Here is a 24,570-nt window from a genome sequence, read left to right on the forward strand (position 1 = left end):
GTACCACGCTACCCAACCACCCATATCACCCCAAGGGCCATCAGACCACCGAGGAGTACGGGAAGCCAGAACTGCATCTGCTGCGCCCAGCCGCGCCTATCCATAGCTCCCACCCGAATGGGCAGGACGGATGGATTGTTCGCCATAGCCTTCGGATGAGCCCGCAGGTGCTCAATGAGATCAAGCTGCTCCTGGCTGATTCGGGGCACGTTCTCAATCTCACCAAACCCCTTCTCGGATTGCTGCAGCGCATAGAGCGAACCAACCGGCGGATCCTTCGGACGGACCCGATCCACCCCTTTGAGTGCAATGACCGTGCGGAAATCCCCGCTACCGTCCAGCGGCCTGGCCACCACCGGCACCAGGAGTGAGGGGCTCCGCCGCGGTCCCGTCAGCCGCGGCCCGACCGGCTCATCGGTGCCGAGCGTGCGCACCACCACCGGCACCGGATCTGCCTGCCGGCGCGGCCGCACACTCCACGGCACCAGGCACGCGGCCAGCAGAATGAGACACACCACCAACGCCAACGGCAAATGCGCACCGCGCTGCATGGAGAGCACCGCCACAAGCACACCAAATAGAATGCCGACGCCCGCCCCGGCGCCGACCCGGCGTGCCACGTCAATCGGCCGCGTGGCCGGTACGCCCGCCTCCTTGCGAATCTCTGCTACCACACGGGTTTTGGGTGCTCTCATCTCATCCTCCCTATCCCCCTTACCCTAGCGGCCACCGCCGACAAAGCGCCCTACAGGTCGAGCCGGTGCACCAGTTCCGCCCCCACTTTTCGCGACGCCCACCGCGCCCCGAGCGTGGACGCGCTCGGCCCGTACCCCACCATGAAGAGACGTGGGTGGCCGGCTACATGCTGGCCACGCATGGTGACCCCGCCACCGTGGTTACGAATGTGAAGTGGCGTCAAATGGCGGAAATCGGGGCGAAAACCGGTGGCCCATACAATCACCGTGTAATCGCGCTCGGTGCCGTCGGCCCAGCGCGCACCGCGCGGGGTGAGGGCAGTAAACATGGGCATGCGGTTGAGCAGGCCGCGAGAACGCATCTCGCGAATCCGTGGCGTAACGGGAAGGCCGGTATTCGCAACCACGGGCTTGACCGGGCGGCCCGCCTCGACGTCGGCCCGGACACGAGCCTCCACATCGTGTCCCCATTCCCGCGTCAACGTGCGGCTGCCGCGGGTGGAAGCGCGTTCCTGCCAGCGCGGGGGCGTACGTGTCACCCAATCGGTATGGGCCGCCACCCCGTCCAGGTCCGAGAGGTGATCCAGCGCAGAAATTCCGCCGCCAACCACCAGCACGCGTTCCCCGCGATAGCGTTCCACGGCCCCGAATTCACGCGAATGCACCTGCCGCCCCGCAAAATGCCCCGGGTAGGACGGAATGAACGGTGCGTTCCAGGTGCCCGTGCAGTTGATCACCACGCGCGCCCGCAGGGTTCCGTTCCTGGTGGCCAGCACAAAATCCGACGACGCCGGATCGCCCGGCCCCGCCGTGCCGCCGTCATCATCGCTCGGAGCATAGGCAACACTGGTGACGGTAACCGGGCGCAGGATCGGTAGGCGGAATACACGTTCAAATTCTGCGAAGTATCGCGGTACATAGACGGAGGATCGCTCCGTGTTTGTGGCCGGCGGTGCGGCAAGCCCGGGAAGCGCGGCAATACCGTTCACCGTGGCCATGGTGAGCGAGGGCCAGCGATGTTGCCAGGCACCACCCGGTGCCGGGTTCGCGTCCAGCACCACGAATATGGCGCCACTCTCACCGGCATCCGGCCCAATCGCGGGTATAAATCCGCGCCGCAGCAGTTCATGTGCCATAGCCAAACCCGACTGGCCGGCGCCGATCACAGCAATATCCACTCGCTCCGGATTCATGCGTCTAGTCTAAGGTCCCACAGTCTCGGACTCACGACGGCGCCGTACGGACGGACTATCACCACGAGCGTCGGCGGATAGCCGCCACGGCGCGGCCCATCGTTGCTCCCGCATAGACTGCCGGCGTGAACATCGAGGAAGTGGAGATTCTGGCGCGCGGCATCATGGACCGCTTCGGCCTGCTCGACTGGGACTTTGCCTTTGATGGTGCCAAGCGCCGCGCCGGCCTCACAGATTTTCGGCGGCGCCGCATTTCACTATCCCGTCCGCTCATGCAGCAAGCCTCGGATGCGATGATCCGGGACACCATTCTCCACGAGGTGGCTCATGCACTGGTGGGGCCCACGCACGGGCACGATACCGAATGGAAAAAGGTGGCCACAGCGCTGGGGGCCACGCCCCGCTCCCGGGTGGGAAGTGCACCCGTACTAGATCCGAAATGGCGCGGCATCTGCCCGCGCGGACATGTTATTTATCGGTATCGCCGCAGCAGGGAGGAGGTATCCTGCGCCCGCTGTTCACCGCATTTCGATGCCCGATTTACCTTCCGCTGGGAACAACTGCGCTAGCGGAGACCCATCGCACCACGGCGGCGTCGTCCCGGACAGTACCGGACAGCTACGTTGGCCTCCTACGGGTACCGGGACAGTGAGACGCGCGTCTACTCAGCGAGCATGTCCGCGATTCCGGTGGCACCCTTTTCCACCACCGCCATGGTTGCCTCGAAGTCCGCGTTCGTGCCGCCCCACGGATCTGGCACGTCCCAGTCACCCGAGGAGTAATAGAAGTCGCTATGCGCAGAATGACGCCCTCTCGGCACATGATCGTCGCTCAGCACACCGCCGGGCCCGAACGCCCCCGCCGGGGCTACCTCCAGCCCACTGGCATCGAACTCACGCCACAAATGAATACGCTCCACCGGCACACCCACAGCTTCGGCAATGCGCTTGACGGCGCGCGCATGCCCGGTGGTCATGGCCAGGATCAGCCCGGAATTCTCTAGCTCGGCCGTGGAGACACGATGCGCGCGGTGCGCCTCATCGACCTCGTAGCCGTGTTCGTGGAGCACACGTACGGCGGGCGGATACACCGGATGCCCGTCTTCCTCGTTGCTCACACCGGCGGAGATCACCGAAAGCGGGATTTCACGAGAAGCGAATTTTGACCGGAGAACGGCGGCACCCATTGGCGACCGACAAATATTCCCCGTACACACAACGAGGATTTGCGGCCTTTCTTTCAGTTCCTCCCGAATACCCATGTGGACGAGCATACGCGCTGCACGTCCGTTCACCCAGGAAGAAAGCCGCTCGCGTCTCATCTCTTGTCTCTTCACCCGCACCCCGTATCCTTGCCGCATGACTTTTACCCTTCTGCGAGCCACAGCCGCCGACGTTCCTGCCCTGTTCCGCATGCGCCGAGCTGTAGAGGAGCACTTCGCCGCTGCACATATCAACCAGTGGCCGGTGGGCTCGATGCCGGAGCAGGAGGTAGCGGGCTACGTCGCCAGCGGCGAGTTCTACGCCCTACGCGATGAATCCGGCGCCCTTGTTTCGGCCATCCGCGCCATGGACGCGGACCCGCTGTGGGGCAGCATTGGTTTCGAGCCGGCGCTCTATCTCCACACGCTCATGACGGATCCCGTCCACACCTCTCGCGGCGCCGGCACGGCGATGCTTGCGGCCATGGACGGGGTGGCCCGCGAACGCGGCGAAAACCGTGTGCGCCTCGACTGCGCCACGTACATGATTCCGTTCTATGAGGCCCGCGGCTACTCACGTACGGCCCACGAGCGCCCGGCCGCCCCGCCGTACAGCGGCTTCCAGCTCTACCTGCTCGAGAAGCACGTGTAGTTCGACGCCGTTGCCGGCCGGCACCCGTTTTCGGCCGGTTGACGGTTTTCCGCCCGGTTTATGGTCCGTTCCAGCGGCCCCATAACCACATGTGTCACGCCCCGCCCCGCGCGCCATTTTCCGTTCACGAAACTGTGACCGAATTGTGGCCAACGGGGGATTTTCACGGTGGCCATTCGTTTGCCATACTAACCGCCATGATTTCAGAACTGACGCTTTGCACGCGGCCAGATACCCCCGAAATCGTGCGGATTCGTCGCGAGATCGAGGGCAATATGGCCATGCAGGGGAACACTCAGTGGCCCCTCGGCTCACTCACGGCCTCTCAGATCGCCGCGCAGGTGGACGCCGGAGAGTTCTTCGCGCTTCGCGCCCCCTTCGGGGATATTGTCGCAGTGGTGCGCATTCTGGACACGGATCCCTCCATCTGGGGCGCGGATCGCAACGCCGTGTACCTGCACACGCTCATGACGAATCCGGCCTATTCCGGCCAGTCCATGGGCTCGAAGCTACTCCGCCTCATGGATGATGTGGCTCGGCGCCGCGGCGTGGATTATGTGCGTCTCGACTGCGTTCCGGCCCTGCTCAGCTTCTATAAGCGGCACGGCTTCGTGGATACCGGCCGCACGCACACGGGGAATCATTCCCCGCATGTCCACGCTCATCTCATGGAGCGTCGCGTGCCGGCCGCGCGCCTTACGTCCCTGGAGGCAATTGTCCCGCTCACCGCGGAGTTCAGCGTTCGTACCGTTCCCGCGACGCCGTACGCTGCCCTCGAGTCCGCTACGTCGTTCGAGCCGAACCCGTCGTCCACCGCCTCCGGTCCGACGCTTCTCTCGGACGAGGAACCCACGGAGTTCTAGCGGCGCCGTACTCGCGGGCACAGAACCTCGCGAGTACGGCCGGGCGCGGACGTTCACAGCTGATGCCGCGCCTGGCACCAAACCAGAAAGAGGCCGGCACATAGCCGGCCTCTTTCCATAAACAGACTGCTACTCCTCGCTAGTCGCGGAAGCGGAGACCTGAGCGGGCGCAGCGGCGTCGTCGGAACGGCCCATGCGCGTAATCATCCTGTACATACTCACCGCGGCCAGTACGAAGATGATGATGCCCACGACGGGCCCACCACAGTACGTCTCGGTCACCAGGTTGAGCGGGGCCGAGGAGCCGGTGCCACCCACGATGCCGGCGTACACCACACCCCACAGCGATTCGCCCACAATCAGGCCGGTGGCGAGGAGAACGCCCAGGCGCTTGGCGAAATCGGGGCGGCGTCGCCGCGCGGCCCAGCGGTCATAGAACCAGCCAATGAACGCACCGATCGGAATCATGATCGTCAGCGTGACGGGCAGGTACATACCCATGCCCACGGCCAGCGGCGGCAGCGAGAAGCGCGTGCGGGCCTTGAGGATCTCGTCCACGATGACGACGCCAATGCCCACCAGCGCGCCCGTGCCAAGCAGGCTCCAGTCGAGGGAACCGCCGAACACGCCCTGCACCAGGGCGGCAATGAGCGCAGCCTGCGGAGCGGCCAGGGCCTGCGAACCCGCACCCGGCGCACCCTGGAAACCGAAGGAGGTGGCCATGAGGCCCATGATGGGCGGAATGATGAGGGAGCCGAAGGCCACGCCGATAATGAGTGCCACCTGCTGCTTCCACGGGGTGGCGCCTACCAGCTGGCCCGTCTTGAGATCCTGAAGATTGTCGTTGGAAATGGTGGCGATGCCGAACACCACGGCGGAGGTGAACAGCGTATAGGCGATGAGCGCGTTCACCTGATCGCCGGATGCCGCACCCCACACGGCCTTAATGAGCAGGGCCGCGATGAGGGCCACCAGGATACCCACGCCAGAAATTGGGGAATTCGAGGAGCCGATCAGCCCGGCCATGTAACCGCACACGGCGGCGATGAACATGCCGGCCAGCAGCACAAACACGAGGGCCGCCACGATGATGCCGCCTGTGCTCGATGCCAGTGCGGTATCGCGGACAAACATCCAGAGCAGCAACCCGATGGGAATGAGGGTCAGCAGAATCACCAGGCCCACCGCCGGGAACGGGATGTCGCGCTCCTCCAGTGCCACCTGACGGCCCTCCTGCCGGTTACGGCTGGAGCGGAGAGAATCGCGCATGCCGCCGAAGATCGGGCCCATGATCTTCACCAGGGTCCACACGGCCGCAATGGCCATGACGCCGGCGCCAATGAAACGAATGTCCGAGGAGAACGTGTTGTTCACCAGGTCGGAAAGCGCCGTGGTGGCCGCAATCTCGCCATGCGTCCAGATAGGCAGGAACACGAAGTAGGAGAGCACGAGGCCCACGATCATCGCGATACCCACGGCCGGGCCAACCAGGTGCCCGATACCGATAAGTGCCAGGGAGAGGCTGGAACCCACCGTGGTGGCACCGCCCGCAAAACGGAAGAAGGCGGACACGCTTGAGGAGGCCACACCGGTTGAGGAGAGGATTGCGAATCCAGCGGAGGTGCCGGCACCGGCGCCGATCACCTTGAGTCCGCGCGCATTATCCTCGTTAGCGCCATGCGAATCGCCCACGCGGAGCACCTCGGCCGCAGCCACCCCCTCGGGATAGGCCAGCTCCGAGTGCGTCACCAGCGCGCGGCGGAGTGGAATCGAGTACATGACACCCAGCAGGCCGCCCAGCGCACACACGAGCACCGTGGGCCAATAGTCAAATCCGGTCCACCATCCCACAATCACCAGGCCTGGCAACACGAAGATGATGGCCGAGAGTGTGCCCGCCGCGGAGGCGATGGTTTGCACAATGTTGTTTTCCTGCACCGTGTGGTCCTTGAAGAACCGCAGGATCGCCATCGAAATTACGGCTGCGGGGATGGACGTGGCGAACGTGAGGCCCACTTTGAGGCCCAGATATACGTTCGCTGCCGTGAACACCAGCGTGATGACACCGCCGATGATGATGCCGCGAATCGTCAGTTCCTTCACCGGCGACGCCGAGCTTCTTCTCGCTTCAGCCACATTTCCTCCTTGACTGGCTGAGCGCCTAACTAGTTGGGTAAGGCGCACCGGGATACCGTACGCCCGCTTGCTGTGTTTCCTCTTGCTTTCGGCCCACATTTCTCATTTTTCCTCCGACGACGCCGCAGCGCGCAGCCCCTTTCGCGCCACCTCATGTTTCACGTGAAACGCCGGTATAAAGCGCACTTTTGCGCGGATTAGGAGACGGAGCGGCACATCTACCCGGACGCGAGTCACCGTGGGCGACGCAAAAAAGTTCCGCGTGTCTCACATACTGAAAATCTTCCCGGAAACCGTGCGGACCGCGCTACATTAACTCTCACCTTGCATCGCCGGGGACGCCCGGACGCACCCACCACCCGGCAGGGACGGCAAGGACAGCCACCAGCGGCTTAAGACGGTCGATGAGATCCGGCGGCACGGATCGCATCGAAATCTCTTGGGCCGGTCACTTCAGCTCAGGAGGACCGGATGCCTCGCATCAAACTAGCCATGGCCGCACTTGCGGCCTTCACCCTCACGCTCAGTGCGTGTAGCACCGCCACGGCGAGTTCGGACAACCCGCCCGGGTATATCGCAACGGATCTGTCTAATATTCAGAAGGATCCGAAGGTTGCCGCCCTCGTACCGGAACATGTATCCAAAGATGGCATACTCACCGTCGGTGACAACATTTTTTACGCCCCGGCCGAGTTCTACGCATTAGATGGGAAAACACCGCAGGGCTACGACATTGATCTTGCCAATGCCCTTGCCAAAGTAATGGGCCTCAAGGCCGATATTCAGAACGCGGATTTTGACCAGATTATCCCCGGCATTGGCACGAAGTACGAAATTGGAATTGCCGCATTCACCGTCACTCCGGAGCGACTCAAGCAGGTGGACATGATCCAATATGTCGCTGCGGGCTCAGCTTGGACGGTTCAGGCTGGTAATCCCAGTAACTTTGATCCCAGCCATATTTGTGGCCGCCGCGTGGGAGTTCTCACCGGCACCGTTGAGGACGACACGATCAAAGCTGAAGCTAAAAAGTGCGACGATAATCCCGTCCAGCTGCAGGAATTCAGTTCCGAAAACCAGGTAGCCGTCGCCGTAAATGCTGGCCAGCTCGATGCCATGCTCACCGATTCTGTTGTAGGCGCCTATGCGGTCAAGGAAACGGGCGGCGAACTGGAACAGGTGGGCGATATTACAACATATGCGGGCTCCGGCATTGCGCTTACTAAGGATGATCGCCAACTCTCCGAAGCCGTTGCCGCCGCTCTTCAAACCCTCATTGACAACGGCGATCTAGACCGAATTTTCGCCACCTGGGGTGTTACCCAGGGCGTTGCCACCGAAGCCACGATTCTTCCGGAGAAATAGTGATGGCTATCTTCGCAGCCCGCACTGAGCACGGGCGAGTCCGAACATGGACGGCCGCCGTCACCGTCGCCCTCTAATTCCGGCCAATTGACGCGCACGTGATCTACCAGGAGTGGCATCACGTTATTTTCCTTCCCCACAATCGTTAAAGGACTATTTATGGCTTCACACACGCCCACGTCCGCAACAGCGGACGCACACGGCCTTCCGGCCACCAACTCCACCCAGTCATCAAATTCGGCTCCCGCACTCATCAAATCCGTTCCCGTGCGCCACTGGGGCCGCGTGATCGTGGACATCATCATCCTGGCCATCACGGCAATGATCGTTAACCAGCTGGTTACCAACACAACCTGGCGCTGGGATGTGGTGTGGCAGTGGCTCTTCGCCCCTCAGATGCTTGAAGCTGTGGGCTGGACGCTCCTACTCACCGTGGTGTCCATGGTGCTCGGTATTCTGTTCGCATTTGTCACCGTGGCCTTCCGGCGGGCAGAAAATCCAGTATTGCACTGGTGCGCCACCCTATATGTGTGGATTTTCCGTGGCACCCCTGTGTACACACAGCTGATTTTCTGGGGCATGCTGGGCATCCTGTGGCCCACCATCACGGCAGGCATTCCCTGGACAGATATTACGTTCTTCGAGTTCCGCCCCTATGACATCTTCCCGAATCTACAGGACACCATGTTCCTGTTCGCGGTACTAGGACTTGGACTCAATGAGGGTGCCTACCTGTCTGAGATTTTCCGGGCTGGCGTCGACTCCGTAGATACCGGCCAAACGGAAGCGGCCAAGGCGCTGGGCATGCCGCCGAAGCTTATTCGTCGGCGGATTATTATGCCGCAGGCCATGCGCGTGATTATTCCTCCCACCGGTAACGAAACAATCTCCATGCTCAAGACCACGGCCCTGGTATCGGCCGTGCCTTTCACGCTCGATCTGACATACGTGACCAATGCGGTTGGTTTCTCCATGTTCCAACCGATTCCACTCCTCCTGGTGGCAGCAATCTGGTATCTCCTCATCTCTTCGCTCCTCACCATTGGCCAGCACTACATTGAGCGGTACTACGGGCGCGGGGTAAGCACCCACGCTTCTGCTGACGCAGCTAAGAAGAACTCCCGCAAGCAGCTCGCTTCACGTCAGGCGGCCATTAACGCAGCGGGCACTACCAACCCGGGACTCAGCGATTTCGTCGGCTAGCACCGTTGCCTATGGACGGCCCGGAAGGCTAGTCGTAGGCGACGCGCCCCACCACTACTTTTAGGAGAACTCATGACCGCAGCATCCGGCGCCACTAGCGCCACCAATAACACCGCGCCCACACCGAACGCAGTATCCACCGCGTCCGCGCCCGCAATCTCGGTGCAAAATATCCACAAATTCTTTGGCGAAACGCACGTGCTCAAGGGCGTGTCCTTCGACGTGCCGCAGGGCACCGTCACCACCATTCTGGGGCCCTCCGGCTCCGGCAAGTCCACCACGCTTCGCTGCATCAACCTGTTGGAAACAATCCAGGCCGGACGTATTTATGTGAACGGTGAACTCATGGGGTACCGCGAAGAAAACGGCCAACTCCATGACCTCACCCAAAAGCAGGAGGCAGTCCAGCGTTCCCACATCGGCATGGTGTTCCAGCGCTTCAACCTGTTCCCTCATATGACCGCGCTGGAGAACGTCATTGAGGCGCCCGTCCACGTGAACGGCGTCGCGAAGCAGGAGGCCCTCACGCAGGGCAAGGAGCTCCTTGAACGCGTGGGTCTCTCGGATCGCGCGGACTTTTACCCCGCCGAGCTTTCCGGTGGCCAGCAGCAGCGCGTGGCCATCGCTCGCGCCCTCGCGATGAACCCGGACCTCATGCTATTCGACGAACCCACCTCCGCCCTGGACCCCGAGCTGGTCGGCGAAGTACTGGGTGTCATGCAGAATCTCGCCGAGGAGGGCATGACGATGGTGGTGGTCACCCATGAGATGGGCTTCGCCCGCGAGGTCTCCGACCAGGTGATCTTCATGGAGGACGGCCAGATCGTCGAAGCCGGCACGCCCGCGCAGCTATTCGAGCACCCCACCCAGCAGCGCACCGCCGAATTTATCGGCTCCGTCCTCTAGCTCACGCAAGTTCATACCACTCTCCACGACGACGTCGTACGCCCGCGCATCCCTAAGCGCCCCGTACGGCGTCGTCTCCCTATCTCCTCACGTGCGCGACGCACACTACGCCTGAAAATCCGTGGCCGCCCCCTCACCGCGCCGGTGGCGAACATGACGGCCTCGCGCGCCGGCCCGGGCTACGCTAAGATGGCCGGCCCGATGACGCGCTTTCGCCACACGCTCCACTTGCGGGCCGCGAGCCACCGCCGGTTCAATCCATCCTTCTTGAGAAAGAACATCTGTGAAACTGACCAAGCAGCAAAAGCTGATGGTTGCAGTGATGGTGCTGGCTTCCTTCGTGGTTGTCCTCAACCAGACCATCGTCAACCCGGCTATTCCGTCCGTTATGCGGACCATGAGTGTATCCGCGGCCACCGCCCAGTGGCTCATCACCGCCTTCACCCTGGTGAATGCCATCATGATCCCAATCGCGGCCTACCTCTCGGATCGCTTCTCCACCCGTGGGCTCTACGTATTTTCCATGGGCGCCTTCGTGGTGGGGAGCCTGCTCGCTGCCTGGTCCCCCACGTTCTCTACCCTTCTTGCCGGCCGTGTGGTGCAGGCGATTGGCGCCGGCATCATCATGCCGCTGGTCATGACCGTCATGATGCTCACCTTCCCGGTGGAGCAGCGCGGCACGGCCATGGGCTTCTTCGGCATTGTCATTGCCTTCGCACCGGCCATTGGCCCCACCGTTGGCGGCATGGTCATTGACGCCTCAGACTTCCACATCATGTTCTGGGTGGTCACCATCCTGGCCATCATCCTCCTGCTGGGTGCCGGCTGGGTCACCACAAAAACGGCGGGTCAGCGCGAGGACCCCAAGCTGGATGTGCTCTCCGTTGTGCTGTCCACGGTGGGCTTCGGCGGCCTGCTGTACGGCTTCTCAATGCTCTCGTCCGGTGCCGTCAAGTGGTGGGACATCGTCATCACCGTGGTGGGCCTGGCCAGCATCGTCTGGTTCGTCATCCGTCAGCTCCACCTGGAAACGCCGCTGCTGCAGGTGCGCGTGCTCAAGGTGCGCAACTTCAACATCTCCGTCATCATTGGCATGCTGGTGCAGGCAGCCCTCATGGGTGCCGTGGTGCTCCTTCCGATTTATATTCAGAGCATGCGCGGGCTCTCCGCCACCACGTCCGGCCTCATTATTCTTCCGGGCGCCATTCTTACCGGCCTCATGGGTCCGTTCACCGGACGTTACTTTGACCGTCACGGCGCCCGTCACATGGTGCTCCTGGGCACCGCGCTACTCGCCATCGGCACCGGCGCCCTCATATTCTTGAACGATTCCACCTCCACCACGTGGATCACGTTCATCTATATGGTGCGCATGTTCGGCCTCACGCTCATCAACATGCCGATTAACACGTGGGGCATTAATTCGCTGGATAATCGCGTCATCAACCACGGCAATTCGGTGTCCAATACGCTGCGCATGGTGGCCGGCTCCTTCGGCACCGCCATCCTGGTCTCCGTCATGGGCTCGGTGGCATCACACCAGACCACCATGGATGCCACGCACGCCTCCATTCGCGGCGTCCAGATCGCCTTCGTGGTGGCCACCATTTTCGCGGTAGCCACGGTAATTCTGGCCCTGCTCTTTGTCCGCGACGGCGCCCCGGCCACCAAGCTGACGGCCAAAGAGGCCAAGGCGGCGCGTGCCGACGAAGAGCCCGTACAGGCCACCCCGATCCCGGATGAGGCCCTCAAGCACGATGTTTTCTCGGTGCCGGCAGACGCATCCGTTGCCGAGGCCGTCCGCGCCCTCGCCGCCCACCACGTGTCCTCCATGCCCATCCTGTCCAAGGAGGGCAAGCCGATCGGCGTCATTTCCGAAGGCCACGTGGTACGCGCACTCGGGGATCGCAACCAAACGTTCTACGATCCGGTGAATGCCATTGCGAGCAGCGGGTTGGAGCGCGTGGACTTCCGCGACAAGCTGCGCACGGTTATGCACATGACCGTGCGGGAACTCGGTTCGAATTCCATCACCACGCTGCCGGAGGATACCTCGCTGGAGCGCGCGTCCCGGGTACTGGGAAGTAATCGGCTGAAGAAGCTGTATCTGGTGGATCCCGAAGGCCATCTCAGCGCCGTGCTCAACCGTTCCGACCTGCTCAAGTACGTGCTGAGCGTGGCCGAGCACGCCTCGGCCGAGGAAGATTCGGATACCCGCGGGGCGGACGCCTAGACCGCGGGAGCGAGGCCTGACCGCAAGCCAGATACCTGACCAGCCGGTCTCGCGCCTCGCTCCCGTCTAGCCGCACCCGCTTAGGGCAGCATGCTTCACCTGCTCGCTCACTATCACCCTCACCTGGCCCCTCACACGCAGGACAGCTCACACGCAGAACAGCATGCGATGGCAGCGCAAACGCAGGCGGTCTGGGGAACACGTGAGGGGACGTAGGATGGAATGCATGACAGCGCGCTTTGACCTGGATACTGGATCCGCCGCGGACGTGGTGGTGCTTGCTGATACCTCCGGCCGCCCCGTGGGCACGGCCCCGCGGCTTGAGGTACACACGGCCACCACGCCTATTCACCTGGCCTACTCCACCTATCTGCGCCGCCCGGACGGCAAGGTGCTCCTCACCCGCCGGGCACTGAGCAAAAAAACCTGGCCCGGCGTGTGGACAAATACGGCGTGCGGTCACCTGCGCCCCGGCGAAACGGCACGGGATGCGGCGCTGCGCCGCGTGCCGGAGGAAATTGGTGCCACCCCGGAGAATCTAGTTCTGAAGCTACCGCGCTTCCGCTACCGGGCCGTGGACGCCTCCGGCGTGGTGGAAAACGAGTTCTGCCCGGTATTCGTGGGCGAGGTAAACCCGGACCGTATTCTCATCAACCCGGATGAGGTGGCCGAAGTGGCGTGGGTGGAATGGGCGGATCTACAGCGCATTGCGGCCACCGCGCCGGCGCTCATCAGCCCGTGGGCCGTCATGGAAATCGGAGAACTGGGCGATGACCCGTGGGCCGATACCGCGGATGTTGATCCGGAGGCCGCGCCGAGCGCCCTCGCCGTCCCCGGCATCTAAAGCCCCTCACCGCGGCATTTACCGCGTCCCACGCGCAAATATTTCACCAACAGCGTTTCAATCACACATCCGGAATGTGAACGGGCTTCCCATACGTTCAGATTGCCGCATGCGAACCGTACCGGACATGGTACCGGCCCGTATGCCCAGAGCCCGCACCCGCGGCATAGCAGAGGAGAACGTATGAAGATTGCAATTCTTGGTATCACCGGCTTCACCGGCAGCGCCATCGCGATGGACGCGCTCAGCCGCGGCTGGGAAGTCCAGGGTGTTGCCCGCCACGACGCGGGCATCTCGGGCGCCACCACCATCGTCGGTTCCGTCGAGGACACCGCGGTTCTGGACCGGGCAATCGCGGGAGCAGACGTCGTCGTCGGTGCGCTGTCCATCCTGGGTGGCATGCGCGGAAAGCTGACCGCCGTGTACCAGCATGTTGCGGACACCATCCAGGGCAGTGACACGCGGTTCATCCTGGTGGCCGGCCACATGAGCCTCAAGGATGCGGACGGCAACTATCTCGCGGATTTGGCCCGCGAGCAGAACATGGATGCGCCCTGGGCTTACGAGGCGCTGGAGAACGTCCGGATGCTGCTGGCTACCTCGGGCGTGCAGTACACCATCGTTGCGCCGCCGGTCACGTATGGCGCCATGGCTCCCGCACTGCCGGCCACCGGTCGCTACGTGATTTCGAACGACGTCGCCAAGGATCAGCCGGAGTCCATCTCCGGCGCGGATTTCGCAAAGGCGGTCAATGACATCGCCTCCAGCGGATCGCACCCCGGCGAGATCGTGGGCATCCTCGCGGCGGAGTAGCCCCTACTCGCCACGTACTCCGGGAACCAGCTCCTCAATGGTGCGCGCAACGCCGTCGTCCATGTTGGTAGGGGCAATGCGATCCGCGGACGCTTTAATTGCGGCGGACGCGCTGGCCATCGCCACACCGATGCCGGCCGCGCGGATCATCGGCACATCATTGAGGCCGTCCCCGAACGCCAGCACGTTGGCCTGGCTGGCACCGAAGGACTCCGCGTACCACGTGACGGCGGCGGCCTTTGTGGAGGTGGCGGGCGAAATCTCCACCACCCCACCGCCGGATTCGGACACCGCATAGTCCGGGCCCAGCACGTCTGCCACCGGTGCCACCAAACCCAGCGGATTCGTATTGTGGCGCGCCAGCACTAGCTGGTGGACGCCGTCGGCGGGGAATTCGCGGGCGGCGCCCATGTCCGTGTCGCGCAGTACGCGTGGATCCTGCGCAATCTCATTGAATGCGGCATCACCCTCGAAGTGATCACCGAGTTCCCAACCGAAACCGGCGTCCGGGAACACGCCACGAAGCGAGCTAATGACCCGGGTGGCCTCCGCCGGATCCAGTAGATCCTCGTGGAGCGCAGCACCCGTGGCCGCGTCCAACACCACCGCCCCATTGGATACCACCATGACGTCCAGTACGTCCCGCAGGTGTCCCACGGCCGCGAGCGCCAACCGTGCCGGCCGCGCCGTCGCTATGCCTACGCGCACGCCGGCCGCCCGCGCCGCCTGTAGCGTGGTACGCGTTCGTGCTGAAACCGTCTTGTCGTCGCGGAGCAGCGTGCCGTCCAGGTCGCTCATAATCAGTCGAATGGTCACCCGCGCAATTTTAGGGGCATGCGGGTGGGCCGTGAGTGAGCGTGTCAACGCGGGGCGCTACTACGTTGGCTGGCGATAATACCGGCTTCTGCCGGCGGTGGCATACCGGGCTTCTGTCAGCGGTGGGGCGGGCTGCTACCGGTGGTAAAGCGGGCCGCCGGTGGGCGTGCTAGGTTCAGCAAGCAGGGGCCGCCACCTCCACCCAAGTGTCTTGTCACCTATCTTGACACGTTGTACGCTCACCCTGACGCCGGTCCCACCGCAAGGACGCGGACGGCGGCCGCACTACAAGGAGGCAGCATGATCGATCCCGCCACACTCAAGCTGGATATGGAGCCGCGCATTCTCGCGGCCCTCCGCGAGGACATCAACGGTGGCGACGTCTCCACCAATGCCGTCCTCCCCACCGCGCAACCCGGCACGGCCACGCTGCTCGCCAAACAGCGCGGCGTCGTCGCCGGCCTCCAGGTGTTTGAGCGTACGTTCCAGCTCCTGGACCCCGCCACACGTGTGACGTTCTTTGTGGACGACGCCGACGTGGTGGCACCTGGGGACACGCTCGCCACGGTGAGCGGAGATTTACGCGTCATCCTGTCCGGGGAGCGCACGGCCCTGAATTTTCTGCAGCGCATGAGCGGCACGGCCACGCTGGCCCACGCGATGGTGGAAACGCTTGCCGGCACGGGTATCCGGCTGGTGGATACCCGCAAAACCACGCCGAATCAGCGGGTGTTTGATAAGTACGCGGTGCGCGTGGGCGGGGCGGGGAATCATCGCTATAACCTTTCGGACGGCGTACTCCTCAAGGACAATCACATCGCCGCTGCCGGCGGCATCACCGCCGCCATTCAGGCCGCCCGGGCCTACGCGCCATTCGTGCGCAAAATCGAGGTGGAAACGGAAACACTTGCGCAGGTGCGCGAGGCCGTTGCGGCCGGCGCGGACATCATCATGCTGGACAACATGGACCGCTCCACGCTCGAGGCGGCCATCGCTGAGATCGCGGGGCGCGCAGAAATCGAGGTATCCGGCAATGTCACCGCCGCTTCCGTTGCGGCGCTACGCGGACTCAAAATTGACTACATCTCCTCCGGCGCGCTCACGCATTCGGCGGGCATCCTTGACCTCTCGCTCAAAGTGGCGCCGGTGGAACACGAGGCCGAAGAATGAGTGCCACGCATGGCGGCCGGGAGCGGCGCGCGGTTATTCTCCATACGCTCAAGCGCGCCTCCACGCCGATGTCCGCCACACGGTTGGCTGCGCAGTGCGGGGTTTCGCGCCAGGTGATTGTGCAGGACGTGGCGCTACTGCGCGCCGCCGGTCATGAGGTTCTATCAACCAATCGCGGCTATCTCCTCGCGCCCACGTCCAAGCCGCGCCTCGCGGCTGTGCAGGTGTTCAAGTGCCACCACACCTCGGAACAAATCCGGGACGAACTGTACGCGGTGGTGGACAACGGCGGCGTCGTCGAGGACGTATTTATTTACCACCGCGCCTACGGTACGGTGCGGGCAGAAATGAATGTGGCGAGCCGGCGGGACGCGGACGCGCTGGTGGCGGCGCTGGCCACCGGCGCCTCGAAGCCACTCATGCTCGCGACGGGCGGCTACCACTACCACACGGTGAGCGCCGGTACCGAACCGGCCCTCGCCGCCATTGAACAGCGGCTGCGCGAGCTGGGATTCCTGGCGCCGCTGCGCGAATTTGAACCCGACGCCCTGCGTGGCGAGGTGTACCCACTCCACGCAGACCTCCCGCCGCACCACCCCGAGGGAGAATCCCACAAATGAATGCCGCAGAAATTCTGGTGGCCGCGGCCATCGTGGTCTCGATCGGCCTGGGGTATGCGCTCAAACTTAACGTGGGCCTCATCGCGATGAGCTTCGCCTACCTTATCGGCGCCTTCGTCATGGGGATCAAGCCGGCAGACGTAATCGCCTCCTGGCCCGTTTCCCTGTTTTTCGTCATCTTCGCCGTGGGCCTGTTCTACAACTTCGCGGTGGTCAACGGCACCATGGATGCGCTGGCAAACATCCTGCTCTACCGCTTCCGTCGCTTCCCGAACGCCATCTACATCGTGCTTTTCCTCATCGCCGTGATCCTGGCGGGCACCGGCGCCGGGTTCTTCACCACGATGGCCGCGTTCTGCCCGATTGCCGTGCGCGTCACGCAGAAAATGGGCAAGAACATCCTCATCGGCGCACAGGCGGCGAACTGGGGTGCATGCGCGGGCGCGAATCTCATGACCTCCGGCGACGGCGTGGTGTTCCAGCGCCTCATCGCCACCTCTGGGTTTGCCGGACGCGAATTCTCCCTCGGCATCCCGATTTTCCTGTTCACCCTCATTTATCCGCTGCTTGCGCTGTGTTTCCTGTGGGTGTGGGAGCATCTGCGGTCCCGGCGCTTGACCGTTCAGCACGGTACCGCGGGTTCCGCTTCTTTCGCACCTCTGTACGACGCCGCATCCACGCGCGCACAAGCTCTCCTAGCTGCGGGGCCGAGTAGCACCCCAACCGAACCGGCGGGAGCGAACGGCGTCGTACTCACACGCGGCCGCGCGAGCGCTTCACAACCGGACCGGGTGAGCACCGCACCGCCGGCGCCGCTCACGCGGAAGCAAAAACAAACCCTTGGGCTCATCGCGCTCACGTTCGTCCTGGTGCTGATTTTCCCGCTCCTAGCGCTGTGGCTGCCCAGGGTGTCCGTCATCGAGGCGGTGAACGCGAATATCAATATTGGGCTGATCTGTGTGCTCATGTCCGTGGTGGCGCTGCTTATGGGGCTGGGCGAGCAGAAGGAGGTGATCGCCCGGGTCCCATGGAACACGATCATCATGATTTGCGGCATGGGCATGCTCATTGATGTGGCCACGAAGGCGGGGCTGGTGGATACCCTCTCCGGTTTTCTGGGCGGCGCAATTCCGGACTTTTGGCTGCCGGTGGCGTTCTGTCTTGTTGCGGGAATCATGAGTTTCTTCAGTTCCACACTCTCGGTGGTGACACCCACACTGTTCCCGGTGGTCGGTGCACTGTGTGCAGCGAATCCGGCGCTCAACCCGGCGCTGCTGTTTACGGCCGTGGCGGCTGGCTCGCTCTCCACCAACATTTCACCGTTCTCCAGCGCCGGCTCGCTCATGCAGGTGAGCTTCCCGGCCGAGCGGCGCCTCGACATGTTCAATAAGCAGATTTTCGCCGGCCTGCCGGTCACCTTCGCCCTCGCGCTGGTGAGCGTGCTGATCCTGACCGTGGTTGGGTAGGGGTAGGCCGTATGCTGACACCATGAGTTTCGATGACGTGATGCACGATCTCAATGATTTCTATGACGAGCGAGAGTGGGATCAGTTCCACTCCGAAGCGAATCTGGCAAAATCAATTTCTATCGAAGCAGGAGAACTACTCGAGTGCTTCCAGTGGTCAGATACCTTTGACGCTCACGAAGTGATTGAAGAACTGGCTGATGTGCTCACCTACGCCTACACTCTCGCAGCCAAGTTAAAAGTTGACCCCGAAGCAATCATACGGGAGAAGCTTGAGGTCACGCGAAAAAAGTATCCGGTCGAAAAAGCGCGGGGAACGGCGACAAAATATACGAAACTCTAGCGAGCTCCGAGCCGAATACACACATTAGGCGCACCAGCCTCAACGTTTGATCACGGTAAAACATGGCCTACGTGCGATCAATCAATTCGACGAGCCCGTCCCTCTACGGTCCGCCTTCAGAAGAACGTCACGGAGGGCCGGATCCACGGCATAGATGTATAGGCCATGAACCCCTCGGGTCAACAGCACGTTCAGATCGTTCTCCAACAATTCCTCGGCGTGAGAGACCTTGTTACCATCCTCGTGCTTACGTCTGTTCGTAGCCCAATGGTTCTGCGACTTACTCTCGTCAATCACCACATGCCCATCACGGTATGTGATGGAGGGGCCCAAAATGACTCCGGCGTAGTTTAGATCAAAGCCCTGGATGGTATTGGTTGATCCAACCTCGTTGATCGTTTGCGGCTGTTCTGCCCACGGCAAGTTCTTGATAACACGAAGGTCGGTTCTGTTACCAGAAGCAATGCTACCGGGGCGTTGCCGGAGATTCTCCCCATTCCACGGCAATTTCAGACCATCCGCATTCACAAACCAGATGCCCTCAGGATCATTACTGTTTGCGCTCTTACCCGAGTACTTCCAGTCGTAGGTCGCAAGAAGTCGAGACAATCCTCTATTGATGTCACTCGCAGATTCAATATCTCCCAGGGAATTCCAATTCTCATCATTCTTGCGCGCCTTAGCGCCCAAATTGTTCTTTCTTTTAATCGCGGCATACATCTCACGCACCGAGGAGAAAATTCGGAGGTCATAGCGACGATCAGTTGGAACTTGTTTCACGACGCGTTGATTGACAAAATCATGAACCCACGAGATTGTGGGCTCCTCAGCATCCATTCGCATCTGATTCTTGAGAAGAATCGTAGTCTTATGCGACCCAATGTAAGAATCGACTTCTCTGCGGATACGAGGCTCAACCACTTGGTTATAGTCCCTAGTCTGATTCTCGTCATACACAGCTACTACAACACGTGCTCGCTTAAGTAAATCAAGCCACTGATTGTTTCCTTGATACGACTGCTTGCCGGTGGTGAGTAGCAAGTGAGCCTCGTCAACCAGTACTACATCCACTTTGCTATTCTCTGCATGCTTCTTAATGAAAGGCGTCGGCTTCCATACGCGACACTCACCACGCTTCAGCAACCCGAGTTTCCTAATAACCCCCTGATACACTTTCAATTGATCGTTCTGATTCACAAGAATGTGGGCGTCTAGCGACGCATCGTCTGATTCCGCAGGTAGGTCTTGAGCAGATTCCTCATCATCCTTAGCCTTCCTGCTGCCATCCGCCCCCATCTGCAAGAGATCAAGGAACAGCGTACTCAGGAGAACAGTTTTTCCACTTCCAGCTTCTCCCTTAACAAGGATTAAATGCCCCGATTCATCCGACTCAAGCGCCTCTTGAATACTCTCGAGTATCCGTTGTCGGGCGTCCAGCTGTTCTTCCGTAAGCTTGTGAAATGGCGACGCCTTGAATAGGGCCGAATCACGGATTAGCTGCTCAGACGGAAACAACTTCGGATTAAGCGAACCCAGCTTCTGCCAGATTTTCGCGAAAATCTCATCAAGCTCATCTCGCGTGTAGTAGTTTCCCTGCGGATTTAGCCTACGGTTGTTGAGGCTGGCTACGGCATCATCCGCAAACAGATAGAGGATCAGCCTATTTTCTATGTCCAGGGTTAACGACTTGTTGAAGTGCGGATTGGCGATCACATGCATCTTTGTATCCGCTGCCTCTAGGAAGGCACGCCAGTATTCCTTGTTTGGTGACTTGGGATCGTTTTTAAGATGCTGCTTAGTACGGGAATAAATATCGCTGGTCTCTCCTACATACACAGAATATTTCGGTGACCTCCGATGGTTCGCGCCCCTGTTAAAACCACCATCATCTTCCCTTGCAATCACATAAACGGTCGGGTAGTCGAATATGTACTTTCGCCGGCCTTCGCGAGGTTCCCGCTGCTTTTCCCTAAGCCCAATAAGCCCAATAAGCCCAATAAGCCCATCCTTATCGAAGGGCACCTCCACAATTTGCGACCTAGGAATTCGCGATGTGCCTCGTGTCATTTCTGCTCCCGTCCACACTTTTACCCATTATGCGGTCCCCAGCCCACGCATTACTAACACATCCAGCCAGCGGACGGCTGCCGGCTCCTACCCCGCCAATGCGCACATACGCCTCGCGATCACCCACGTCCTCAGGACTTCCCCTTATTACTACGCGCACTGACGCCATACCAAGGCGGCGTCGCACACGGGGGTCGAAAAACTCACAAAAGATTGGATGCCAGTGAACGAGCATCAAAACGCGGATGCCTGGCCTGGAGACATTGAGTATTTCCGAATGCCGTGGATGAATTGGCGCCTCGGTCCCCAAGCATGCTTCCTATTGCACGGATCCATGAATCGCTCGACTATTCCACCGGACCAGCCCGCACACAGTAGGTCCGTTAGATCCTCCCACACTCGCGACTCGGCTACCTCGACCCGACAGAGTAAAATCGAGGATGTACGCAGCTGTCAGACGATGTGGAATCGACCTCCAGGCGAAGTTGAGCTTCCCCGTGCAAAAGCCACCTATTCACAACCCGCCCGCAAAACAATAGTTGCGACGCGAGAAGCACGTGTAGCTCAACCGGGCACAAAAGAATGACCGGGGAGATCCCCGGCCACTCGTCAGCATTCCTTACCACCCGCAGCGCCTTTCGGAAGCCGCGAGCGGGTGCCTATCAGCGGAACACCATGCCACCGTCGGTGAGGATCGTCTGACCCGTAATGTAGTCAGAATCCTCGGACGCCAGGAAAGACACGAGAGCGGCCACGTCCTCAGGCTGCTGCGGGCGGCCCGCCAAAATACCAGCCGTGAATTCCTCCCACGCCTGCTTCGGCTTGTAGCCCTTGTGCTCAACGAAGGCGGCGTCGATACGCTCCCACATCGGGGTGTCCGCCACGCCCGGACAGTACGCATTCACGCGAATGTTGTACTTAGCGAGCTCCTTGGCCGTCGAATGCGTGAACGAACGCACCGCATGCTTCGTGGCCGAGTACAGGCTGAGCATCTCGTAGGACTCGTGACCAGCAATCGAGCAGGCGTTGATGATCTTGCCAATCGAATCCTGCTTTTTCATCTGGTCCGCTGCCGCCTGCGTACCCCACACGAGACCCTTGACGTTGATGTTAAACAGGCGATCGAATTCGTCCTCGCGGATGCTTTCAAACGTGCCGACGGACTCCACGCCCGCGTTGTTGACCCACACGTCGATCCGGCCGAAGGCCTCCACGGCCTTCTTTGCCGTGTTGAACTGGCTCTCGCGGCTGGACACGTCGCCGACCACCGCGATCGTTTCGTATCCGGCGGCGTCGAACTCCTTCTTCGTTTCGTTCAAGCGATCCTCCACGACATCGTGAAGAACAACCTTGAAACCATCTTTAGCGAGCCGGACGGCAATCCCCTTACCAAGTCCACCTGCCGAGCCGGTGACAACTGCAACCTTGCCGTTTGCCATAAGAACCTCTTCTCGTAACAGTGTCGGGAAACTCCCATATTCAATTTTACTGACACCATGTCACGGACCTGCCCCGAACGTCCCTATCCGCTCCATGCCGCAGTGCCATGCGGACAGGCAGGCGACCGCACCGGACAACTCCCGGCAACTTCCCGGCCGCCCGCGTCCCCGCTTCTAGCCTGAAAGGGTAGTTTCCGGGGCTGGACCCGCGGTGCCACACGGCGTCGTATCCACACCCGGGCCGATTCCGGGCCGAGCGCATGGCGCCCACGGCCCCACAGAAGCAAGGATGCTAATGAGCGAGAATCAGAACGCGGGCACGAAGCCTGAAACGTCGAGCGCTTCCGAGCGCCCCTGGATGAACACGTCCCTCAGCCCCCGCGAGCGCGCCGAAGCGCTGGTGGCGGCAATGACGCCGGAGCAGAAGGCAAACCAGCTGGGCGGCGCCATGGAGACCATCAATATTTACGATCTGGACATTAATGATCCGGAAACCCAGAACCTGCACATGTGGCGTCACGCAGATGCCGTGGAAAAACTGGGCATTCCGCGTTTCAACGTGACCAACGGTCCGGTGGGCGTGGGCCAGGGTGACGGTACGCCGTCGCCGGCAGCCACCGCGCTTCCCGCCACCATGGGCCTGGCGGCCACCTTTGACCGTGACCTCGCCTACCGCTACGGCGAACTGGCCGGCAAAGAATCCCGCGCACTCGGCCAGCATCTGCTTGAGGCGCCGGGCATGTGCCTGGCACGCGTCCCCGTGGGCGGCCGTAACTTTGAGTACTTCTCCAAGGATCCCTACCTCTCCGGCGTGATGGGCGTGGAGGTCACCAAGGGTGTCCAGGATCAGGGCGTCATTGCCGAAGCCAAGCACTTCGTCCTCAATGATCAGGAGAAGGAGCGCTTCCGCTACGATTCGCGCGCGGACGAGTTCGTGATGCGCGAGCTGTACATGCTCCCGTTCGAGATGACGGTTAAGCAGGCCGCGGTGGGCTGCATCATGGCCGCCTATCAGCGCCTGAACGGCACCTACGCCGCCGAATCTTACTGGCTACTCACCCACGTGCTGCGCGAGCAGTGGGGCTACGAGGGCTACGTCCAGTCCGACTTCTGGGCCACCCGCTCCACCGCCGGCGCGCTCAATGCGGGCCTTGACCATGAGATGCCGGATCACAAGTGGACCAACAAGGCCGCCCTCGATCACGCCATCGCCGAGCGCATCCTCGAGCCGGCCACGATCGACCGCGCACTGGTGCGCCGCTACACGCAGATGTTCAAGTTCGGTCAGTTCGACGAGGACCGCACGGCCACCGGGATTGAGGTGGAGGCTGGCGGCAAGTTCGCACGCGAAGCTGCGGCGCGCGTAATCGTCCTGTTAAAGAACGACGACGTCGTGGCGGGCAAGGCTGGAACCGCAGCTGGTGAGGGCGCGGCGAGTAACGCCGGGGCACCGCTCCTGCCGCTCGATGCAGCGGGCGCCGGGCGCATCCTCATTGTTGGCCTGGACCAGTTCGCCAACCACATTGCCAATTGTGGCGGTGGTTCCTCCCAGGTGATCCCCACCTACGAGGTGGCTCCGAAGCCGGGCATGGAGGATGTTATTAAGGAGCTGGGTGGCTCCGCGAGCGTGGACGTGTTCACGGTGGCGGCTGATCTTTCCAACCTGGACGAGGCACGTGAGGCCGCCCGGCAGGCGGATACCGTGGTGGTCATGGCCGGCCTCATCACCACCGAGGGTGAGGATCAGGAAGGCGTGGATCTGCCGTTCCGTCAGAATGAGATGCTGGACGCCGTGCTGGATGCAAACCCGCGCACGGTGCTGGTGCTCAAGGATGGCGACCCGGTGGCAATGCCGTGGCGCGGTAAGGTCTCGGCCATTCTTGAGGCCTTCAACCAGGGCCAGGAGGATGGTCACGCGGTGGCGGATGTGCTGTTCGGGCGCGTCACCCCCTCCGCGAAGCTGCCGCTGTCCTACCCGGAGAGCTGGGATGACACCTGCGTGGCGGGCCACGAGGACCGCTACCCGGGCGTCAACGAGGGCGCCGGCTACCCGGTGATGCACTACTCCGAGGGCCTGGAGATGGGCTACCGCTGGCACCAGGCGCAGGGGATTGCGCCAATGTTCCCGTTCGGCTTTGGCCTCTCCTACACCACGTTCGAGCTCTCGGATGTGAGCGTGGATACCAGCGGTATCACCGCCGGCGCGGAGGCCGGCACGCTGACCGTGCACGTCACCGTGACGAACACGGGCGAGCGTCAGGGCGCCGAAGTGGTGCAGGTGTACGCCGGCGTTCCGGCGAAGCATGAGCCGCCGAAGCGTCTCATTGATTTTGCGCGCGTGGAGCTGGAGCCGGGCGAATCCCGCCAGGTGGAGATTGCCATTCCGGTGGATTCGGCTTTGCACCCGCTCGGCGTGTGGGACGCAAACGAGCAGTCCTTCGTGGTGCCCGCGGGTGACTTCCGCATCTTCGTGGGTACCAGCTCCGAGGACACCCCGTTCGAGTCCGAGGTGACCGTCAAGTAGCCACCCGGTCGCGGCCGCTTA

21 protein-coding genes are annotated in these 24,570 nt (G+C 61.8%); 14 read left to right on the plus strand and 7 right to left on the minus strand.

Features of this window, described 5'->3' with window-relative positions; genetic code table 11:
- Positions 1–8: 8 nt before the first annotated feature.
- Entirely contained in the window at positions 9–695 is a 687-nt protein-coding gene (locus EIH27_RS06585) for a hypothetical protein (protein ID WP_124040209.1), read from the minus strand.
- 50 nt (positions 696–745) lie between these two features.
- Complete coding sequence (locus EIH27_RS06590) at positions 746–1,888, minus strand: NAD(P)-binding domain-containing protein (RefSeq protein ID WP_124040210.1); 1,143 nt, start codon at positions 1,886–1,888, stop codon at positions 746–748.
- Positions 1,889–2,013: 125 nt separating this feature from the next.
- Here EIH27_RS06590 and EIH27_RS06595 point away from each other — a divergent pair, with 125 nt between their 5' ends.
- Complete coding sequence (locus EIH27_RS06595) at positions 2,014–2,457, plus strand: SprT-like domain-containing protein (RefSeq protein ID WP_241153014.1); 444 nt, start codon at positions 2,014–2,016, stop codon at positions 2,455–2,457.
- A gap of 92 nt (positions 2,458–2,549) precedes the next feature.
- Here EIH27_RS06595 and EIH27_RS06600 read toward each other — a convergent pair whose 3' ends face one another.
- On the minus strand, positions 2,550–3,161 hold the full coding sequence (locus EIH27_RS06600) for a low molecular weight protein-tyrosine-phosphatase (protein WP_338133973.1): 612 nt from the start codon (positions 3,159–3,161) through the stop codon (positions 2,550–2,552).
- A gap of 85 nt (positions 3,162–3,246) precedes the next feature.
- Here EIH27_RS06600 and EIH27_RS06605 point away from each other — a divergent pair, with 85 nt between their 5' ends.
- Both EIH27_RS06605 and EIH27_RS06610 read left to right on the plus strand, forming a co-directional pair.
- The gene (locus EIH27_RS06605; RefSeq protein ID WP_164461631.1) at positions 3,247–3,741 is read left to right on the plus strand and encodes a GNAT family N-acetyltransferase; all 495 of its coding nucleotides are present in this window, start codon (positions 3,247–3,249) and stop codon (positions 3,739–3,741) included.
- A gap of 197 nt (positions 3,742–3,938) precedes the next feature.
- Positions 3,939–4,604: a GNAT family N-acetyltransferase gene (locus EIH27_RS06610; protein ID WP_164461632.1), complete on the plus strand. Its 666-nt coding sequence runs from the start codon at positions 3,939–3,941 to the stop codon at positions 4,602–4,604.
- 129 nt (positions 4,605–4,733) lie between these two features.
- On the opposite strand, the gene EIH27_RS06615 is transcribed toward EIH27_RS06610, so the two are convergent.
- Positions 4,734–6,740 (minus strand): OPT family oligopeptide transporter, encoded by a 2,007-nt coding sequence (locus EIH27_RS06615; protein WP_241153015.1) that lies wholly within the window; start codon positions 6,738–6,740, stop codon positions 4,734–4,736.
- A gap of 471 nt (positions 6,741–7,211) precedes the next feature.
- Here EIH27_RS06615 and EIH27_RS06620 point away from each other — a divergent pair, with 471 nt between their 5' ends.
- The 6 genes from EIH27_RS06620 (at position 7,212) to EIH27_RS06645 (ending at position 14,104) form a co-directional block, all read left to right on the plus strand.
- A complete protein-coding gene (locus EIH27_RS06620) occupies positions 7,212–8,105 on the plus strand; it encodes an ABC transporter substrate-binding protein (RefSeq protein WP_124040215.1) in 894 nt (297 codons plus the stop codon).
- 159 nt (positions 8,106–8,264) lie between these two features.
- Entirely contained in the window at positions 8,265–9,308 is a 1,044-nt protein-coding gene (locus tag EIH27_RS06625; protein ID WP_124040216.1) for an amino acid ABC transporter permease, read from the plus strand.
- 72 nt (positions 9,309–9,380) lie between these two features.
- Entirely contained in the window at positions 9,381–10,214 is an 834-nt protein-coding gene (locus EIH27_RS06630) for an amino acid ABC transporter ATP-binding protein (protein WP_124040217.1), read from the plus strand.
- 283 nt (positions 10,215–10,497) lie between these two features.
- Complete coding sequence (locus tag EIH27_RS06635) at positions 10,498–12,447, plus strand: MDR family MFS transporter (RefSeq protein WP_124040218.1); 1,950 nt, start codon at positions 10,498–10,500, stop codon at positions 12,445–12,447.
- Positions 12,448–12,673: 226 nt separating this feature from the next.
- Positions 12,674–13,291: an isopentenyl-diphosphate Delta-isomerase gene (gene idi / locus EIH27_RS06640; protein WP_206424911.1), complete on the plus strand. Its 618-nt coding sequence runs from the start codon at positions 12,674–12,676 to the stop codon at positions 13,289–13,291.
- Positions 13,292–13,474: 183 nt separating this feature from the next.
- Positions 13,475–14,104 carry an NAD(P)-dependent oxidoreductase gene (locus EIH27_RS06645; protein WP_124040220.1) on the plus strand — a complete coding sequence of 210 codons (630 nt, stop codon included), beginning with the start codon at positions 13,475–13,477 and terminating at the stop codon, positions 14,102–14,104.
- Between the two features lie 3 nt (positions 14,105–14,107).
- Here EIH27_RS06645 and EIH27_RS06650 read toward each other — a convergent pair whose 3' ends face one another.
- Complete coding sequence (locus EIH27_RS06650) at positions 14,108–14,920, minus strand: HAD-IIB family hydrolase (RefSeq protein ID WP_124040221.1); 813 nt, start codon at positions 14,918–14,920, stop codon at positions 14,108–14,110.
- 300 nt (positions 14,921–15,220) lie between these two features.
- Between EIH27_RS06650 and nadC the strand changes: the two genes are divergently transcribed.
- The 4 genes from nadC to EIH27_RS06670 are packed head-to-tail and all read left to right on the plus strand — an operon-like array spanning position 15,221 to position 18,519.
- A complete protein-coding gene (gene nadC / locus EIH27_RS06655; RefSeq protein WP_124040222.1) occupies positions 15,221–16,090 on the plus strand; it encodes a carboxylating nicotinate-nucleotide diphosphorylase in 870 nt (289 codons plus the stop codon).
- Complete coding sequence (locus EIH27_RS06660; RefSeq protein WP_124040223.1) at positions 16,087–16,710, plus strand: transcription repressor NadR; 624 nt, start codon at positions 16,087–16,089, stop codon at positions 16,708–16,710. Before nadC ends, EIH27_RS06660 begins: the two co-directional genes overlap by 4 nt.
- Positions 16,707–18,176 (plus strand): SLC13 family permease, encoded by a 1,470-nt coding sequence (locus EIH27_RS06665; protein ID WP_124040224.1) that lies wholly within the window; start codon positions 16,707–16,709, stop codon positions 18,174–18,176. Before EIH27_RS06660 ends, EIH27_RS06665 begins: the two co-directional genes overlap by 4 nt.
- A 22-nt stretch (positions 18,177–18,198) precedes the next feature.
- A complete protein-coding gene (locus EIH27_RS06670) occupies positions 18,199–18,519 on the plus strand; it encodes a nucleotide pyrophosphohydrolase (protein ID WP_124040225.1) in 321 nt (106 codons plus the stop codon).
- Between the two features lie 81 nt (positions 18,520–18,600).
- Here EIH27_RS06670 and EIH27_RS06675 read toward each other — a convergent pair whose 3' ends face one another.
- Entirely contained in the window at positions 18,601–20,541 is a 1,941-nt protein-coding gene (locus EIH27_RS06675; protein WP_164461633.1) for a DUF2075 domain-containing protein, read from the minus strand.
- A gap of 707 nt (positions 20,542–21,248) precedes the next feature.
- Positions 21,249–22,025, minus strand: a complete 777-nt coding sequence (locus EIH27_RS06680; protein WP_124040227.1) for an acetoin reductase — start codon at positions 22,023–22,025, stop codon at positions 21,249–21,251.
- Between the two features lie 295 nt (positions 22,026–22,320).
- On the opposite strand from EIH27_RS06680, the gene EIH27_RS06685 reads away from it, so the two are divergent.
- Positions 22,321–24,549 (plus strand): beta-glucosidase, encoded by a 2,229-nt coding sequence (locus tag EIH27_RS06685; protein ID WP_124040228.1) that lies wholly within the window; start codon positions 22,321–22,323, stop codon positions 24,547–24,549.
- The last annotated feature ends 21 nt before the right edge of the window (positions 24,550–24,570 follow it).

It is taken from the genome of Neoactinobaculum massilliense, assembly GCF_900604955.1.
Taxonomy (GTDB): Bacteria; Actinomycetota; Actinomycetes; order Actinomycetales; family Actinomycetaceae; genus Neoactinobaculum; species Neoactinobaculum massilliense.

Bases quoted from the DNA above. Each gene is read 5' to 3' on its own strand.
- EIH27_RS06585 (WP_124040209.1), bottom strand. From the start codon at position 695: ATGAGAGCACCCAAAACCCGTGTGGTAGCAGAGATTCGCAAGGAGGCG.
- EIH27_RS06590 (WP_124040210.1), bottom strand. From the start codon at position 1,888: ATGAATCCGGAGCGAGTGGATATTGCTGTGATCGGCGCCGGCCAGTCG.
- EIH27_RS06600 (WP_338133973.1), bottom strand. From the start codon at position 3,161: ATGCTCGTCCACATGGGTATTCGGGAGGAACTGAAAGAAAGGCCGCAA.
- EIH27_RS06605 (WP_164461631.1), top strand. From the start codon at position 3,247: ATGACTTTTACCCTTCTGCGAGCCACAGCCGCCGACGTTCCTGCCCTG.
- EIH27_RS06610 (WP_164461632.1), top strand. From the start codon at position 3,939: ATGATTTCAGAACTGACGCTTTGCACGCGGCCAGATACCCCCGAAATC.
- EIH27_RS06620 (WP_124040215.1), top strand. From the start codon at position 7,212: ATGCCTCGCATCAAACTAGCCATGGCCGCACTTGCGGCCTTCACCCTC.
- EIH27_RS06625 (WP_124040216.1), top strand. From the start codon at position 8,265: ATGGCTTCACACACGCCCACGTCCGCAACAGCGGACGCACACGGCCTT.
- EIH27_RS06630 (WP_124040217.1), top strand. From the start codon at position 9,381: ATGACCGCAGCATCCGGCGCCACTAGCGCCACCAATAACACCGCGCCC.
- idi (WP_206424911.1), top strand. From the start codon at position 12,674: ATGACAGCGCGCTTTGACCTGGATACTGGATCCGCCGCGGACGTGGTG.
- EIH27_RS06645 (WP_124040220.1), top strand. From the start codon at position 13,475: ATGAAGATTGCAATTCTTGGTATCACCGGCTTCACCGGCAGCGCCATC.
- nadC (WP_124040222.1), top strand. From the start codon at position 15,221: ATGATCGATCCCGCCACACTCAAGCTGGATATGGAGCCGCGCATTCTC.
- EIH27_RS06660 (WP_124040223.1), top strand. From the start codon at position 16,087: ATGAGTGCCACGCATGGCGGCCGGGAGCGGCGCGCGGTTATTCTCCAT.
- EIH27_RS06665 (WP_124040224.1), top strand. From the start codon at position 16,707: ATGAATGCCGCAGAAATTCTGGTGGCCGCGGCCATCGTGGTCTCGATC.
- EIH27_RS06670 (WP_124040225.1), top strand. From the start codon at position 18,199: ATGAGTTTCGATGACGTGATGCACGATCTCAATGATTTCTATGACGAG.
- EIH27_RS06680 (WP_124040227.1), bottom strand. From the start codon at position 22,025: ATGGCAAACGGCAAGGTTGCAGTTGTCACCGGCTCGGCAGGTGGACTT.
- EIH27_RS06685 (WP_124040228.1), top strand. From the start codon at position 22,321: ATGAGCGAGAATCAGAACGCGGGCACGAAGCCTGAAACGTCGAGCGCT.